Origin of the sequence: Actinophytocola sp., assembly GCF_035634895.1 — a bacterium.
In the GTDB taxonomy this organism is placed as follows: Bacteria; Actinomycetota; Actinomycetes; order Mycobacteriales; family Pseudonocardiaceae; genus Actinophytocola.
Window position 1 is genome coordinate 1 of record NZ_DASQCC010000214.1, and the last position, 16,977, is coordinate 16,977.

Sequence of the window (16,977 nt, forward strand, 5' to 3'; positions counted from 1 at the left end):
CTGCTCCGGCGACAGCTGCGCCGGCATCCGGTCACTCTTGCGTGGACTCACAACATCAGATGTCATCACTCACAGTGCCCATCCCGCCGGACCTTCGGCCCGGCGTGTCGGGCCGAACACACCGATCTTGAAACAGTCCCAGAAAGGGAGTCCAGGTGAGGTCAGTTCCGGGATGGTTCGGGTGGCATAGGGAGGGTGTGGTCGTACTGGCCGGGTACGCGGGGTGTCGACGGCGCAGTGTAGGCGTCCGGGCAGTCAAGGGGTGCAATCCGCCCGGGGAGTAGTCCGCACGAAATGTCGCTGGCCGCTTCTTGCGCTCGCCGTGTGTGCCCGTCAGCAGACCACTGTCACCGATCACCACGGGCAGTGTGCTTCCAACCCAAGTAGTTGGTGCGCACGTCAGAGACGCCCGCGGTCGGGCAGGTTGGTCGTGCGGTGGAGTTCGCTGTCACGATCAGCCGTAAGACCACTAGCCGTCGGGTGTTCTTCGCTGCCGCGTTCGTCTCCTGCTCCCTCATGCGTATTGATCGGCACATTGACCGAACGAACATGCTCGAAGACATCGTTGTTCTGGTTCTCCAGCGACGTTGTCCAGCTCGTTGAGGCGGCCAATTCCCCGGGTCAGCATTCATCGCTGAGCGCTTCGTCGAGTCCAAGAGCGCCGACGTCGGATAGTCGGTCGATGATGTCGAGGCATGCGGTGCGGGTGTGTCGGTCGCCTTGGTGGTAGAGGCGGAGGACGACGGTGATGATGTCGCGGCTGATGGCTGCGGCGGCGGTGCGGATGTCGCCGAGGTCGTCGCCGGCTGTGTCGATCACGCGTGTGCTGGCGGCTAGAAGAGTCTCGGGGAGCAGACTTGTACTTTGTTCGAGTGTGTGGAAGAGCGTGTTGTAGTTTTCCGGGAACGCGGCGCTGCTGGTGAAGGAGGCGACGAGGTCACGAGCGGTGGCGATGTCGATGTGTTTGAGGTGCCGCATCGCGTTCGTCGCTGTCTTGCGCACTTCTGGATCTTCGTCGTTGAAGAAGGCTTTGACGAACTCTGGCCTGGCGTTCGGCATATTGGCGAAGACCTTGGCCGCGCCGTTCTTGGCAGCTGGTGGGAGTGCTGCTGGATCGATCGGAGATGTGGCGGAGAGTTGCTTGTTGATCAGAGCGACCGCCCAGATCTGGCCTGCTCGGTCCGCGATGGGCGTGGCAGCTGTTAGGCACTTGGCGAGGTATTGCGTGAAGTGATCACCGGAGTGTTTGAGGGTCGCCAGCAACAGCTTCATCGAGTTGTCGGAGTCGAAGATGGTCGGCTCCGTGTCGGTGAATAGCGTGTCCGCGAGTTGCAGCGCTTGTTCTGGATGTGTCGTGAGTAGGGCACGGACTGCTCTGGCTGCTTGTGCGCGGACGGCGAGGACGGGGTCGGCGGCGAGTGCGGCGATCGTGGGAAGAAGTCTTTGGGCATGTTCCGGCTGTGCTGTTAGCAGGTAGCCGATCGCTCGTGCGCAGAGTCCGCGTACGCAGTTGATCGCTGCGTCCTCCAGCCAGTTGGGCTGGTAGGAATCCGAGGAATAGTCGGGAACACTGGTGTCTGCGGTGTTGGGGTCCTCCGCGTGGGCGTAGTGCTCGAGAAGGTCGATCATGGACTCGACCGCTTCGGCAGCCACGGCTGCGATCGCTCGGCAGATCACCTGGCCGACTGCCTCGTCTGCGATCGTGCGGGCCTGGACACAGACTTGGGCGAGTAGGTCGGCCGGGACTGTGCCGGTGAGTGCTTCGATGGCGTGTTCGAGGTAGGCGGGATGGGTGTTGTGGTCGAGCGTCAGCACGAGTTGGGCGAACCGTTCAGGTTCGCTTGCGGCCTGACGGCCAAACAGTGCAGCCAGTTCCGGCGCGCCACCGCTGAACCCGGTGTCAACCCACCGTGATTGTTCGTCGCGGTAGGTACGTATGGCCTGGTCCCAGTTCTCGTCGGTCATGAACGGGGTAGCCCGTTCAGGCACGGGAGATGGGACGAATTCGAATTTCATCGGTTGTGGTGGTGCCAGTGACGCTGGGCCGAACTTGCGGTCCAGTTCTTGGAGGCGGCGGCGCGGAAGCTCAGGTAACCGATCATGGCGGATCGCGGACAGCAACTCGTACTGGCGATGTCCTCGTAGTCGCAGGTTCTCAGCCTTGAGTTCTCGTGCGGGATAGTGATCGAGCAATCGGGTCGACAGTGCTTCTATTCGGTCGTCGTCGCAGTGTGCGGTTGCGGCTTCGATGAGTTGGCGTGTTGCCCAGGCCGGGCTGTCCAACCAGCCCAGGCGGAGGTTGTGGGAGTCGGTGAGGAGCCAGTCGACGGCTTCGTTCGCTGCTTGGTCAGCGAGTGCGGTGTAGGCGCGGCAGGCTAGGAACCGCATCGGTTCGAGGTCACTGGTCGCTAGCCGATGGATCAGCGGGTCGGCGGCAGCGTGTAGGTGGGGTGCTGCTGTGATCAGAGCATGTTCGACTCCCTCGAACAGTGCGTCATGGACGGTGTGTGGTCCCAATGTCCGGTACCGCCACAGCCGGCCATGCCGGAGGTCATCGGGGCTGTCGCTCGTGGCTGTGACATCCAGGATCGTGGAGATGAAAGGGAGTACCTCGGCGAGGACTTGTTCTGGTGCTGCGATGGCGATGTCCTTGATAGTGGTTTCTCCGCCGCCGGTCGTGTCTGAGAGGTACCCCGAGTGGAACGGATCCGCCCTGCCTGCGATGAGTGCGCGGTCCCATGCTCGTCGCAGGTATGCACCGACGACACGAGCCGCACCCGCCGGGTCCTCGTGTTTGACCGTGGACACGATGGACCAGAAGTCGCTGTTGATGGCGATCGATCCTCGTACGTCGTCGAGCAGCCCGCGGTCGATCAGCTCCACTGCCAGGTCGACGAGTCCTGGCGTGAGTGACCACGTGACCATGACGCGTAGCCAGTTGTTCCACGTGTTCGATACGCCGATGTACGGTCGCACGAGTTCTGCTGCTCGCTCGGCTCGGTCGCGAGCGGCGATGACCAGCTGGTTGACAGCTACATCGGCCGTTGTCGGGTCGGAAAGCAGGTCCTCCCAGCGGCCTGTGGCGTCGGCCGCGTCGAACCACTGGGGCAGGCGCAGTAGGCCGACCAGTCGTCGTGTGCGGCGCGTCCCGTTGAAGGCCAGTGGTTCCAGCGCCAGCCAGTCCTCGGCGGTGGGGTGATGTGCCCTCAACACGTTCAGGACGATGTCCAGAAGATGGACTCGTATGGTGTCGCTGGCCATGAGGCGGACGACGGTCTGGCGGAACCGTTCCGGTGCGACTGCTTTGAGGTGCTCGAGGACTTGGCGGGTTTGGCCGCGCCGGAACAAGTGCTGTCCGGACGTCGCGAGGAAGTCGTGCAGGTCGCGTCCCTGTGTCACGAATGCCCTGGCGAACAGGAAGTCGAAATACGTCTCGTGGAAGAACGCCATGGTGGCGCCGTCATCGACCAGCATGCCCGCAGAGACCAGCGCCGACACGGCCCCGATCGGCACACCATCCAACACCGCCGACGGAGCTTGGAGCGACTCGTGGTCGCTCATGTAGCTCACGAGGGTATTGGTTGTCTGTTGCCAGGCCGCTGGCGCATCTTTCTCTGTCACTCGGCGTATCTGCCTGGTGAACTGCTCGTATAGCTCTGGCAGCGTTCGATACGTGCTTGTTCGTGCCTCGACCGGCAGGTGGAGGAAGATCGCGAGGTGCAGTGGCACCTGAAGCAGCGTGGACGTCGCCGTATCCAGGTTCTTCGGGTTGACTCCCGCTTCGGTGAGCGCCTGCCGTACCGCGTCGGGGGTAAGTTCGCCGATCTCCACGCTCTCGGCGCTGCTCGGATCGTCCAGGAGAGAGCGCATCCGCGGGTCGTTGTGCAGGTCCACCGTCCTCACCACCACGAGGACCTTCATGGCGGGATAGGCCTGCGCCTGCTCCAGCATTTCAGTGACCGCGTCGAAGCTGTCCGGCATACGGCCGCTGTATAGGCTCACCGCGTCCAGTTGGTCCACTACCAACAGACTCGGAGACTCTTCCGCCGCCGACGCTAACGAGACCACTGGCGAGTCTGACAGCTCAAACACTCCACCCACGGCCTGCGCGGAGAGAACGACCTGCTCGACTGCGTCCATCCGCACCGCGCTGACCGCCCACCCCATCGCTAGCACGCGGTCTATCGCTTCCACAACCACGGTCGACTTGCCCGAACCTGCCTGTCCGTGCACGACCAGCACACGACGGACGTCGCCTGAGGTCAATCGATCGACCAGGACGGAGACCCCAGGATGAGCGGCCATGATCCGGGGCCGGGTTGACCGATTGCGCCGACGAAGACGGTCGACAGTGGCCCCCACCGCGGCCACATGGTCCACTTCGGAAGCCCCAGCGCCGGCCAGCAGGTTGACATCACCGATGTGCACGCCGGAATTGGCGTACCCACCAGGTGCTGTCGCCGCCCCGGTGTCGGTCGCCGTGACCCGTCGCGCGCGTCTATCCATATCTCACCATTTGCCAGGGGACCGCCGGTCCGAGGGGACACCGTACTCAGTCCAGTTGAGCGCCGGTGATGGCGTCGCCGCCTCCGGACGCCTTCGCGTCACCCGTCCGCTCTACCCGCACCGGTCCGTCCACACGGGTGGCCTTACCAGACACACCAGTGATCGCCCGGCCTCCGTCTTCTGCGGTTGCCCGACCCGTATCGGACACCGTCAGTGACCTCCGGGACGGGGCTGGGCGCAGAGCGGCCCATATTGCAACGCCGACTGCCGCCAGCGCCGCCAGCGCTGAGACCGCCGTGGCCACCTTGTTCGCCTGGTCCCAGCGGGCGACGACGAACCACACACCCAACCCCGCCACGACCACACAACTCATGATCAGTACCAGGCGACTTGCGTTCATGCCCTCATCATCGCGGCAGAGCCGCCGAACGCAACGCAATCGGACCACCTACACACCTGCCGGACCGCCTCCGGAGGAGGACCATCCCGTAGTCAGCGTGCGACAACCCCGTTAGTCAGCGACTGGTCCTGGCTTTGAGAGGCCTGCGGTTCCACGAACGGGGTTACGGATTGTACCCGATCGTGTGCACTGAGCGCCTTACCCTGGACTCGGGTGAATGTGTCATGGCTCGTGTTCTGAAGCCGTCGGGTCAGGCCCCAGCCCGTCGTGGAGCGCAGGGGTCGGTCACCCAACTGCCCTCCAGGTCGTTGCGGGTGAAGGTCTACGCAGGCCCGCATCCGGTCATGGGTCGGCCGCGGTACATCGTGAAACGGTCGCGGCTGGATCGTTGGCACGAGAGCAGGCAGAGGAGGCTGCCGTCGCCTGCTCGGTCAGGTGCGTCGCGGTTGTCGACGGCACGTGAACACTGACCCCGGCGTGGCATCCGAATTTTGACCCCCTGGTCGGCTGACCCTGGCTCCCACCGAGCCGGGGAGGACGAAGGGTGTTATCCGTGGAAGATTGGGCTGAGATTCGTCGTTTACGCAGGTCAGAGCGAATGCCGATCAAGATGATCGCCCGGGTGTTGGGGATCTCGAAGAACACGGTGAAGGCGGCGCTGGCCTCGGATGGGCCGCCGCGGTATCAGCGGGCTCGCAAGGGCTCGATTGTGGACGCGGTAGAGCCGCGGATCCGCGAGCTGTTGCAGGCCTATCCGACGATGCCGGCGACGGTGATCGCCGAGCGGATCGGCTGGACCCGGTCGGTCCGGGTGTTGCGCGATCGGGTGGCCGAGTTGCGGCCGGTGTATCTGCCGCCGGACCCGGCGTCACGCACGTCCTATGTGGCCGGGGAGATCGCCCAGTGCGACCTGTGGTTCCCGCCGATCCAGTTGCCGGTCGGGTTCGGGCAGGTCCGCAAGCCCACCCAGCTGCCGGTGCTGACCATGGTGCTTGGGTACTCCCGCTGGTTGCTGGCGATGTTGCTGCAGACCCGGAAGACGGAGGACCTGTTCGCCGGGTGGTGGCGGCTGATCGAGCGGCTGGGTGCGGTGCCGCGGGTGCTGGTCTGGGACGGGGAAGGCGCCATCGGCCGGTGGCGCGGTGGGCGCAGCGAACTGACCGCCGAGTGCCAGGCGTTTCGCGGCACGCTCGGGGCGAAGGTGGTGATCTGCCGGCCGGCGGATCCGGAGGCCAAAGGCCTGATCGAGCGGACGCACGACTACCTGGAGCGCTCGTTCTTGCCTGGCCGCACGTTCGCCTCACCAGCGGACTTCAACGCCCAGTTGGGTGATTGGCTGGCGGTGGTGAGCACCCGGCCGCGGCGGGCGTTGGGCTGCGCGCCGACCGAGCGGATCGCCGCCGACAAGCAAGCCATGCTGAGGTTGCCGCCGGTGGCTCCGGCCACGGGGTGGCGGGCCTCGACCCGGTTAGCGCGGGATCACTACATTCGCTTGGACAGCAACGACTATTCGGTGCACCCGGCGGTGATCGGGCGGCGGATCGAGATCATCGCAGACCTCGATCAGGTCCGAGCCCTGTGTGACGGGAAGGTCGTGGCCGATCACGAGCGGGTCTGGGCCTGGCACCAAACGATCAGCAACCCGGAGCATGTCGATGCCGCAAAAGCGTTGCGGCGCAACAGGATCGGCCTGCTGCACCCGACTCCAGTGCCCGAGGTTGAGGTCCGCTGTCTGGACGACTACGACACCGCGCTCGGCGTCACCGACGCTCACAAGGGTGGGGTGGCGTGATGGCCAGCCGGACGACCACAACCAAGACCATCACGAAGACCACCACCAGCAGCCGGGACGTCTCGGCCGAGGTCGCGTTCCTGACCCGGGCGCTCAGGGCACCGACCCTGCGCGAGTCGGTGGCTCGGCTGGCCGAGCGGGCCCGCGCGGAGTCCTGGACGCATGAGGAGTTCCTGGTCGCCTGCCTGCAACGGGAGGTCTCGGCGCGGGAGGCACACGGCGGCGAGGGCCGGATCCGGGCCGCTCGGTTCCCGGCCCGCAAGAGCTTGGAGGAGTTCGATTTCGACCACGCCCGCGGCCTCAAGCGGGACACCATCGCCCACCTCGGCACCCTGGATTTCGTTGCCGCGCAAGAGAATATCGTCTTCCTGGGGCCGCCGGGCACCGGCAAGACCCACCTGACCATCGGCCTGGCGATGCGGGCCTGCCAGGCCGGACACCGAGTCGCCTTCGCCACCGCCGCCGAGTGGGTCGCCCGCCTGGCCGAGGCCCACCACGCCGGCCGGCTACAGGCCGAACTGACCAAACTCGCCCGTGTCCCGCTGCTCGTCGTGGACGAGGTCGGCTACATCCCGTTCGAAGCCGAGGCCGCGAACCTGTTCTTCCAACTGGTCTCCTCTCGCTACGAACGGGCCAGCCTGATCGTCACCAGCAACAAGGTCTTCGGCCGCTGGGGCGAGGTCTTCGGCGACGACGTGGTCGCCGCCGCCATGATCGACCGCCTCGTCCACCACGCCGAAGTGATCTCCCTCAAGGGAGACAGCTACCGGCTCAAGGACCGCGACCTCGGCCGCGTCCCCCCAGCCGGCACAACCGAAGAGTAGAAGATCAACAAGCCGAGCAGGGGGTCAAGATTCAGATGCCGCCAGGGGGTCAAGATTCGGGTGCCGTTGACATCGCTAGGGGAACGGGCGTTGCGCAGCTTGGCGAGTGCTTGGTGCTGCGGTCACGCGGACAGCAGTTAGCGTGAGGCCGACCGCACCAATTGGCCGTTTCAAGATCTCCACGAGCTTTGTGACCAGGTAGGCCGGTGGATGGACTCGAGGATCAGTGAGCACGACAGCCCCTCCCCCGGCCGCCGGGGGAGGGGCGCTGCAGGACCACTCTGCTGCTAATCCGGCGCGGGTGTCACGATCCCTCTACCCCTCGAATCCCACGAGCCACAGCAGGCACGCGGACTAGGTGCACACTTGCCGCCACAGCGGGTCACTGGACCGAGCGGCGCCGTGCCTCCGTGTGCCGGCTGTCGCTCGCACCAAGAGGACTCGACGTCGATCGGGTGGACGTCCAGCGGCGGCGCCGGTGAGGCTGCGGGTTACGTGGGCGGGCGTCCGAACTCGGCTAGGACTTGGAACAACCGGGTGCGCACCCACATGTATGTGAGGACGAAGCTGATCAGCAGGCCACCCAGGATGAGTGTCAAGGCGAAGGCGGCTGACGTATTTGTGGTATCGGAGGTGCCACTGCTGTTGTCGAATGCATCGCCAAGCCGTGTGGCAATCTTCCGCAGTATGGCAGCGACTTGCCGGATCTCCACGAGCCCGACACCAATAATGATTTTGGTGAGCCAGTCCGAGACCTGCTCCAGATTCGAGTTAGGTATGTAAGGCGGCGGAGCGACGCCTTCTCTCGGCACGTAGGGTACCGACTTCGGTACACCAAAGAGAAAGCCAGCGATCGCACCGATAGCTGCCGATGCGAATAGCACCAGCACGGCGAGCCCAACCAATCGGGCGCCCTGCCCGCCGAGCAAGTACATCGAAGCGGCAGCGACGGCCACCAACGACCACACCAAACCCGCGAAGATGACCCCATTACCGAACGGCTGGGGAGGGCGCGACTCCGGCGCACCGTCGCCGGGAACTCTCCTTGCCATCGCGACCGTCCTCGAGTCAGGGACGCAGTTGGCGGTGCACGCGTTCTCGCTGCTCTCGCCTCGTGCCTGTGCAAGTGAAGTCGACCTCCAAGAGCAGGTGTTACGGCAACAGAGCCCGGGTTGTGCCGGTAACGGACGCTGAGGCTGCTGATCCGCCGTTCGCGCTGGATAAGCGTGGCTTCCTGGCTTCGCCAGCTGATCAGCCTGGCCGCTTGACGCACCCGTCGGCGGCTGCTGCCGCGAGTGGTCCAAGGTTTGCTTTTGTCCTTGATTTGTCTATTCCACCGTAATCATCGTCAGTGTCCTGACATCGCAGATACTTCTCGGTGACGTCACACTGGGTTGTCCTGATCTTATGCTCTCGGATAGCTTGCGCGGATCGATGGAAGTGTCGATCAGCGAATCGTGGCGAGGGAGGGTGACCGGGTGGTCGAGTCTGTTGAGCTTGTTCTCGCGGCGCTGGGCGCGGGGGCGGTCGCAGGGGTGAGCAACACGTCGTCGAAGGCGGTCGTGGAAGCTTATGACGGGCTGAAGAGCGCGGTTCGCACGGCTCTACGCCGAAGGGATGCCCAGCTGGGTGAGTCGAGCTCGCGAGAGGCGATAATTCTCGATGCGCAACTTGCCGAACCCGAACAGCACCGAGAAGAGCTGGCCGCCGCGTTGACCGAAGCGGAAGTCGGCCGGGACGCGGAGGTGCTGGACGCGGCGCGGAAGCTGATGATCCTCACCGACTCACGTCAGTACAAGAATGACGTGCACGACAACACGGGCGTGCAGGTCGGTGACCACAACACCATGTCCATCGACCTTCGCTCCATGTAGGTGCCGGCATGGACGTATTCGACAACGTGGGTGTGCAGGTCGGCAACGGCAATCAGCTGAACATCCACGCCGTGGACAACGATGTCGGCCTTCTCGTCAGACATGGGAGCGAACAAATAGCGTTCGACCGCGACAACCGCTTCTACGTGGAGATCAGCAACAGGACATCATCGCCCAAACGGCTCGAACTCAGGATCGAAGGCCTGCGCGAGACTGTGGCGACACTTCATCCAGACAAGACAATCGACCTGCCAGGCGGTGGGACGGTCGAACGGACGCTGATTCTTCGGTGTACCGCCACCGAGCCGATGGCCGGCCCGAATCCGTTTCGGATTGTGGTGATAGACAGGGACACCGCGCGCGTTCGGGTGCAGAGCGAACTGCTACGCGTCACGATCCCCGCGAATCCGGTAGTGGCCAGTCAGTTGATCCTGGGCAGCCGTGTGTCGTCCGCGGGAACCTACGCCGCGTCGCTGGAGCTGACGAACAACGGCAACGGGGAACTGCATGTCAGGCCGCGTGTGCACGAGCCGTTCGAGGACGCAGCCGACGTTCTTCCGAAGAAGGGTGTCCGCCTCGAGAGTGAGTGGTTGAACCTTGTTCCCGGGCAGCGCGTCGAGATCCCTGTTGAGATCGACTTTCCCAACCAAGAATGGGCGGACCGCAGGTGGACGGTTCCCATCAGCATCGAGGTGGAGGACCACGAGTCGGTCGGCGGGGCTCTCGACGATGGCAGTGAGATCACACAGTACGGCGTGTCCGCAGATCTCGGGCGCGCGACGGCAGACCTGGCAAGGCGGTTCGGGAGTTGGAACAGACACCACCACCGGGTGCGAGGGATATGGATCCTCGGATGTGGTCTTCTCCTGCTGGTCACCGGATTGTGGGTGGGCTCCGCTGTCGCATCCTCGGTTGCAGAGTCCGCGACGGCACCGCGGACAGCAAGCCCCATGCCGGCCGCCGACGCCGCACCCTCGACCACCGAGGTGCCCCACACGGCAATGCCCTGCCAACCGGAAACATTCGTCGCCGTGCTCAAGCCGCTAACCGCGGACGAGGCCCAAGCCCACGGCGCATGGCTCCTCGAAGTAGAGACCGCACGGTTCCAGTATTGGGCGAAGGTCAACCCTGTGCTGAGCACCTACACCAAGGACGACAAACCCTTCATACACGCGACTAAGCGAGACGACGCCTGCCCGACAGTTCAGGCCAAGTACGGACCGTCGTACACGACCCTCATCTGGGCGGGACCGGTGCCCAGCCAGGCATCCGTGACGCTCTGCCAAGACCTCAACAGGCCAGCCCCTAACAAAATCAACTACGACTGCCTGCTCGTAGCTACGAAGTGACAACAGCCCTACGGTTGGGCCAGCCCCACCGGGAGTCGGTGGGGCTGGCGTGAACGGCAGGCTCTGGCGGCTCGGGTGCGAGACTGTGCGAGGGATGTGACGACTCAAGGGAGTGCGGTGTGGCCTCAGACGCCATCGAAGGACCGGTCCCGTCGTCGAGCGGACGGGGCCAGTCGATCCTCGACCTGCTGGACAAGGCCATCGACCTGCAGACTCCGCTGGTCCGCAAGAACCTCGCCCGAGCCCGCCAGCGCAACCCGGAGGCCACACCGACGGAGGTCGTCCGCACCCTGGAGCGAATTTACCTCAGTGCCCTTGCGAGCACCGGAGCCGCGGTCGGGGGCGCGGCGGCCGCGCCCACGGTCGGCACCGGGATCGCGCTGGCGCTGTCGGCGGGCGAGGTCTTCTCCTCGCTCGAACTGAGCGCCCTGTTCGTGCTCTCGGTCGCCGAGGTCCACGGGGTCCGGCTGGACGAGATCGAACGCCGGCGGACGCTCGTCATGGGGGTCCTGCTCGGCCAGTCCGGCTCCACGACCATCGGCAAGGTCGCCGAGCGCACCGGTCAGCACTGGGCCCGCCAACTCGTCAGCAAGGTGCCTACGGCGACGCTGCGCCAGATCAACAGCGTCCTGGGCAAGAACTTCATCACCAAGTACGGCACCAAGCAGGGGATCATCGTGCTCGGCCGGGTAGCCCCGTTCGGCATCGGTGCAGTGATCGGCGGCGGCGCCAACGCCACCCTCGCCGCCCTTGCCGTCCGAGCCGCCCGACGCGCGTTCGGCCCGGCCCCACAGTCGTGGCCCGAGACATCGGTGGAGCCCGCGCCCTCGACACAGGGTTCTCGACTTGTTCCTCCTGATCAGCGCTCATGACGCGGGTGCCGTAGCCGGCGTCGACATCCGCACCGACGCCGGACAGGACACTCCGAAGGCCACCCAGATTGCACTGTCCACCCTGAAATAGGTTGGCAGGCACGAGAACCTGGCCGTGACCGGCCCGGCCGGCACTGGAAAGTCGCCCTTCGTCGAGGCCCTGGCCCATGTGACGATCAAGAATCCGACTGGACCGCTCCTCGACGTCGATGACTTCAGTTGTGGGTCGTTGGACGGTATGGACTGGCGGCAATGGCTGGACCTGATTCGCCACCACACCAAGGAGTACCGGCCCTCGCCCTATCAGCAGCTCGCCGCCGTGGAGCGGGTCGCCGGGCACGACGGCAATGCCAGGGCGATCCTGATCGCGCAACAACAAGACTTGCGGCGACGCGCCCCGCATGCCCTCGGTGGGTGGCTCACCCGCCGATTCCACGGGTTATGGGGCGCGCTCGCCGGATACGGCTACCGCGCCCGGCGCACCGCCCTGGCTCTCTTGATCGCGCTGATCGCGGCTGGCGGCGTCGCGGTCTGGGCTGGTCACGTCACCACCGGGCCCGGCCGGTACGCCGCCGAACACACCATCACCACACCGACGCCCTCGACACCGTGCTCCACGGTCGAACTGGTCGGGCTCGGCCTGGACCGCGGTCTCCCACTGGCCCAACCGGCCTGCGCACCCGCTGCGACCTGGACACGGAGACCACCGAGGGCCAGGTGTTCACCGTGCTGCTGTGGTTCGTGCAGGCCGCCGTCTGGGGATTGGCCACACTGGCCCTCGCCGGCTACACCGGGCTCATACGCAAGAGCGCCTAACTCGGCGAGTCCAACGACACCTATCCCCCGACCGAGTTAACGTCAGTCGGTTGTCGTCCGGAAGGACTCACAATCGGTCAATATCCCTCAGGCTGTAGTAGCTGAGTCTTGGTGGCCGCGACCACTGCGGCAGTCTAAATGCAGGTCTGAACCACGTTGAGTTGACACGGCCATCTCATCTGCTGCCCGGAGTTCAGAGTGTCCTTGGTTCTCTGGATCTCCACCATCGTGCGCGGCGTCGCAGCACCACCACCGGCTTCTGCGGTTCGTGCCGGTCGTGGGCTCAGGGGGTGCTGGCTGCGATGCGGTCCCAGCCGGGCGCCGCGGTCTGCATGCTTCCGCCGGGAGTCCAGGACCGCACCTGGGAGCGGGTCAACCTCCCCGGGTGGCTGCCTCTACCGCCGAAGTCTCTGTATGCGTCCTTGCCGGTGTTCTCGATCCATATGAGCGACTTCTGCTCGGCGGTGAGCCATCGTTCGAGCCAGTCTGCGTCGACGAGGAGTTCGTTCTGGCCTGCGTTGACCGTGTGACGAACCGTCGCGACGAGCTGGCCCGCGTGGTCGGTCCAGCCGTTGCGTCCATTCCAGTGGAGCTCACCGGGAGCGAGTCCGAAGAACTCGGGGGCGGGCATGTCGAGGGAGATGGTCTCCTGATCCCCTGGGGCGTACCCGTACTCGCCGAGGAGGCTCCAGGCGGCGGGCTGGGTAGGGACGGTGAGTGGCTCGGGCCATTCATTGCGCATCACGTGGAGCTCTGCTCCATGGTGGTGGCCGTAGGGGAATTCGCCGACGTACCCGCGGTGCATCTCGGGTTTGTTGGCGATGGCCTCTCCGAGGAGATCGCGTCCTTCGAGTTCGCTGACGGCGGTAGCGAGGTCGTGGGTCGCGACCAGATGGGTGTAGAGGTGGGTCCACATGCCCCGGGTGCGTTTCGTGGTGTCGGAGCCGTTGTTCCAGTCGTAGGTGCCAGACAGGACGAAGTGGGGGCGGCCGTCGAAGATGGCGTCGTTGACTGCGATGTCTGGGAGGTCGGTGTCGTCGGCGATCCACTCGGCGTCGGTCTTCGCGGCGGTCGGCGCCCAGTCGTAGTCGGGTACCCATGGGCGTGGGGTCGGGTCGGCGGGGGTGAACTCGACGACGGTCGGGTCGACCTGCCGGGAGATGTCGGTGTGTGGGCCGGGAACGGCGGGTGCTGGCGGGTCCCAGCTGTCGGGGGTTTTGGGGGCGTGGTCGGAGACGATGCCGATGAGGCGGTTGAGCGCGATCCACTGGTACTTCTTGCCGATGCGTTCAATCCATGCGGGCTTGGACCGGCCACCACCGAACTTGCCGAGGACGTATCCGTCGAAGGTCGCGTGGAGTTGGGGTTGGTACCCGAGGCGGATGACTTCGGCGACGACCCACCGCGCGGCGGCGGGGAGGTCGATGCCGGGGCGGTCTCGGAGTGCGGGGCTGAGCTGGTAGATGTAGAAGTCGTCGCCGGTGGCCGAGTAGACCAGCTTCGGGTAACTGTGGGTGTCGTACGTGGCGATGTCGGTTTCGGTAGGCCAGGTGAGGGGCCAGTCGCTGGTGTACGGCGGCCGGAACTGGTCGACGGTGGCGCCGGCAGGGAGGGCTGCGCGGTCGTGGGCGGCTTCGAGGATGCTGCGGGCGGCGTCACGCACGGCGGCGTTCGGGGTGACGGCCGACGGCACGGAGAAGATGGTGTTCCACACCACCTCGGCCGCGGCAGCCCAGTCGTCGTGGGTGCCGTTCGCTAGGAGGGCTGCGTACGCGACCTCGCAAGCTCGTTCGACGACCCACTCGTCGTCGACCACCATGAACCGGTCCAGCAGCCCAGCCGCCTGGCTCGGGTGGCGGGTCAGGAGACGGGCGGCGGCGATGGTTGCCGGTTCGCGGACACGGCGGTCGCTGGCGCTGGTGGCCCACAGGAGCGCGGTCACCCACAAACGGGTGGTTTGGTGACTGACCTGGTCCAGCGGCTTCTCCCGGGCCCACCGGATGAGCCGGTCGACTGCTCCGCTGGTGCCGTGAGTGATGTGAAACCAGCCGAGCAGAAACGAGTCGCGGGCACCCATGGTCAGGCCGGTGAGGAAATCGTGGAGGTAGTCGGAGTTTAGGGGGTGATCGGGGCGAGCGGCGAGACGGAACAGCATCGTCAACGCGTCGGAGACCACGTCGGGCCGGCAAAGCGCCTCGTCAACGATGTCGCGGGTGGCGTCGGTGATCGAGGTGTCGTTACGCCATCCGATTCCGGCGACGACGGCTGCGGCGATGGCGTCGTCGTCACCGATTTCAGTGCGGAACTCGGTGAGCTCAAGCCCCAGCCGTTCCGCGACCACGACGGACGTTGCTTCGAGAAGGCCGAGGTCGATCGTGTCGCCGAGGCCGATGATCCTGCCGAGGCGGCCGCTGAGCTCGGCGGTGATGCCGGCGGCGTCGGTGACCTCGGAGAGGGCGTCGGAGACGATGAGGTGGTGTCCGATGCGTTCGAACGTGATGGCGATGATGTCTGTGCCATGGGGGCTGTCGTCGGGGACGACGTCCTCTTCGACGAGCCCTTGGGCGATGAGCGCGTCGAGGAGAGACTTCTCGGCGCTCCGGTCAGACCAGATCGGTGCCAGCTGGGCTTGGGCCTGGACACGAGTCAGCCACGGGTCGCCGCCATTGTCGGCGATGGCTGCGGCGAGGGCGCGCATGGCCTGGTGGACGACGCGGTCGGACAGTGAGGCGTCGATCCGGTCGCTGACGATGTTATTCGCATTGTCGAGAACCATCTGGGTCAGCTCAACGAGGCCCATGGCGGCCTGGTCGAGGGACAGCCGGCTGTTGTTCTTGAGCGCTTCGCAGACCAGGCGCAGGTACAGCGGGTTGTCGAACTCGCCGTGGATGGGCGGCGACGTCGGCGGTTCGAGGCTATAGAACGCGGCGTACTCGCTGACCGCTTCGAACTCGACCCCTTCGAACCCGGTGTGCTCGAACCGCGGCAGGTCGAGCCCGGGCGGGAGGACCTGGCCGACGTAGTGCGTGCGGGCGGTGAGAAGGAGCCGGACGTTCCGGTACCGGCCGACGGTGGTGATGAGCCGTTCGAGGTTGTCGCGCCACGTGGACCGTGGGCGGGTGTCGTTGAGCGCGTCGATCACGAGAAGGGTCGGGACACCTGCGACGCGGGCGCTCTCGTCGAGGAGCGCGATGACTTCCTCGCCGGTGAGGTCGGACGGCATCTTGAGCACGTCGCGCAAGTAGGTCAGCGGGTCGCGGTCGGTGAACCAGCGGCCGTGCATCATGACGCTAGGGCGGCCGTGGCCGAGGCGCCGGACGACCGCGTCGATGGCGAGGTAGGTCTTGCCGATGCCGGCAGCACCAGTCATGAGTGCGACCTGGGCGGCGGCAAGCCGACCGACTGGACTGATGAGCAGTCTGGTGGCGTTACGGAGTTTCTCGCCGAGCTCGCGCAGGGCGTCGACGGCTGCCGCGGGGAACGACACCTGGTACTCGGCCTGGAACTGCCGCCAGCCCGGGGTGTCCCAGTTGTCGCCGGGGTACTTGGCATCCATCGCCGCGACTTCGACAGCTTCCTGGTCGCTGACGATGTTCGAGGCCACGGCGAGCGCTCGAGCGAGGTCGTCGAGTCCGGTGGTCGTGCGCGAGGTGTGCCAAGCGGCTAGCGCGGTAGCGACCTTGGTGGCGGCGTCAAGGGCTGCGTTCAGGTCTGCGGCGAGTACATAGTCCTCCGCGATGCGCACGCCGCGGACGGAGCCGTTGACCTCATCGATCTGGTCGCTGACGACCGCCCACCACTCGTCGTCAGAACAGAGCGCTGCGATGGACCTGGCAGCAGGTACCTCAACGTTCAACTCGGGCATGTAGCGGGGCCGGGCGGCGGCAATCGCCTCCTGCAGCCGGTCTTCCCACCACCGGTCGGCGAGGACGTCGGCGTCGAACCAATACCGGCGCTGGATGCCGGTGGTGTCCAGGCGTTCGAGACGGGTGAGGATGTTCGTCGCCCACTCGACCTCGAACTCCACCGTCATACCGCGCTTAGTGGCCTCAGATTTCCAGCCCTCGAGCCATCCTCCCGGGTCGTTGATCTTCTCCAGGAGAGACTTGCCCTTGGCCGCGGTGCGGCCGGTCGGGTCAGCAGGGATGGCAATCGTGTATTTGGTCAGGTTCGGATGCTGGTCCAGAGCGGCCTTGACGGACTTGTCGAGCTGGGTCTTGTCGACATCGGCGTGGGTGGTCCAGTACTTGGCCTGCCAGCCATGCTCGGTGCCGTCGGACAGCGTCCAATAGCACTCGACGCCGCCGTCACCGCCGGCTCCGTGCAGCGAGACGAACTTAGCGTCCGATGTAGGCGGCTCCTGTGCGACCTGTTGGCAGATGAACTGCTCATACCCGTCGCGTTGCCCGCCAGGACCAAGCGATCGAATCCGCGTGAAGTCGATATCAGGGATGTTCACGGGGATGTCCTTCGGAATGCTGCGGTCCCGGTCGCCGGGCTTGCGGAGAAACGCTACCGGGCTGCCGCCAAGTCCTCGGTCGGGG

8 protein-coding genes are annotated in these 16,977 nt (G+C 65.5%); 5 read left to right on the top strand and 3 right to left on the bottom strand.

Features of this window, described 5'->3' with window-relative positions; all coding sequences use genetic code 11:
• Window positions 1–621 precede the first annotated feature (621 nt).
• Complete coding sequence (locus tag VET29_RS32680; RefSeq protein WP_324927923.1) at window positions 622–4,428, bottom strand: hypothetical protein; 3,807 nt, start codon at window positions 4,426–4,428, stop codon at window positions 622–624.
• 1,022 nt (window positions 4,429–5,450) lie between these two features.
• Between VET29_RS32680 and istA the strand changes: the two genes are divergently transcribed.
• Both istA and istB read left to right on the top strand, forming a co-directional pair.
• Entirely contained in the window at window positions 5,451–6,698 is a 1,248-nt protein-coding gene (istA, locus tag VET29_RS32685) for an IS21 family transposase (RefSeq protein WP_324927925.1), read from the top strand.
• A complete protein-coding gene (istB, locus tag VET29_RS32690; protein WP_324927927.1) occupies window positions 6,698–7,522 on the top strand; it encodes an IS21-like element helper ATPase IstB in 825 nt (274 codons plus the stop codon). Before istA ends, istB begins: the two co-directional genes overlap by 1 nt.
• 491 nt (window positions 7,523–8,013) lie before the next feature.
• Here istB and VET29_RS32695 read toward each other — a convergent pair whose 3' ends face one another.
• Window positions 8,014–8,574: a hypothetical protein gene (locus tag VET29_RS32695; RefSeq protein ID WP_324927929.1), complete on the bottom strand. Its 561-nt coding sequence runs from the start codon at window positions 8,572–8,574 to the stop codon at window positions 8,014–8,016.
• 426 nt (window positions 8,575–9,000) lie between these two features.
• Between VET29_RS32695 and VET29_RS32700 the strand changes: the two genes are divergently transcribed.
• The 3 genes from VET29_RS32700 (at window position 9,001) to VET29_RS32710 (ending at window position 11,617) form a co-directional block, all read left to right on the top strand.
• Entirely contained in the window at window positions 9,001–9,396 is a 396-nt protein-coding gene (locus VET29_RS32700; protein ID WP_324927931.1) for a hypothetical protein, read from the top strand.
• Window positions 9,397–9,404: 8 nt separating this feature from the next.
• Window positions 9,405–10,745: a FixG Ig-like domain-containing protein gene (locus VET29_RS32705; RefSeq protein ID WP_324927933.1), complete on the top strand. Its 1,341-nt coding sequence runs from the start codon at window positions 9,405–9,407 to the stop codon at window positions 10,743–10,745.
• Window positions 10,746–10,864: 119 nt separating this feature from the next.
• Window positions 10,865–11,617: a hypothetical protein gene (locus tag VET29_RS32710; RefSeq protein WP_324927935.1), complete on the top strand. Its 753-nt coding sequence runs from the start codon at window positions 10,865–10,867 to the stop codon at window positions 11,615–11,617.
• Between the two features lie 1,099 nt (window positions 11,618–12,716).
• Here the strand turns inward: VET29_RS32710 and VET29_RS32715 are convergent.
• Window positions 12,717–16,892, bottom strand: coding sequence for a hypothetical protein (locus tag VET29_RS32715; protein WP_324927937.1), 4,176 nt, complete (start codon window positions 16,890–16,892; stop codon window positions 12,717–12,719).
• Between the last annotated feature and the right edge of the window lie 85 nt (window positions 16,893–16,977).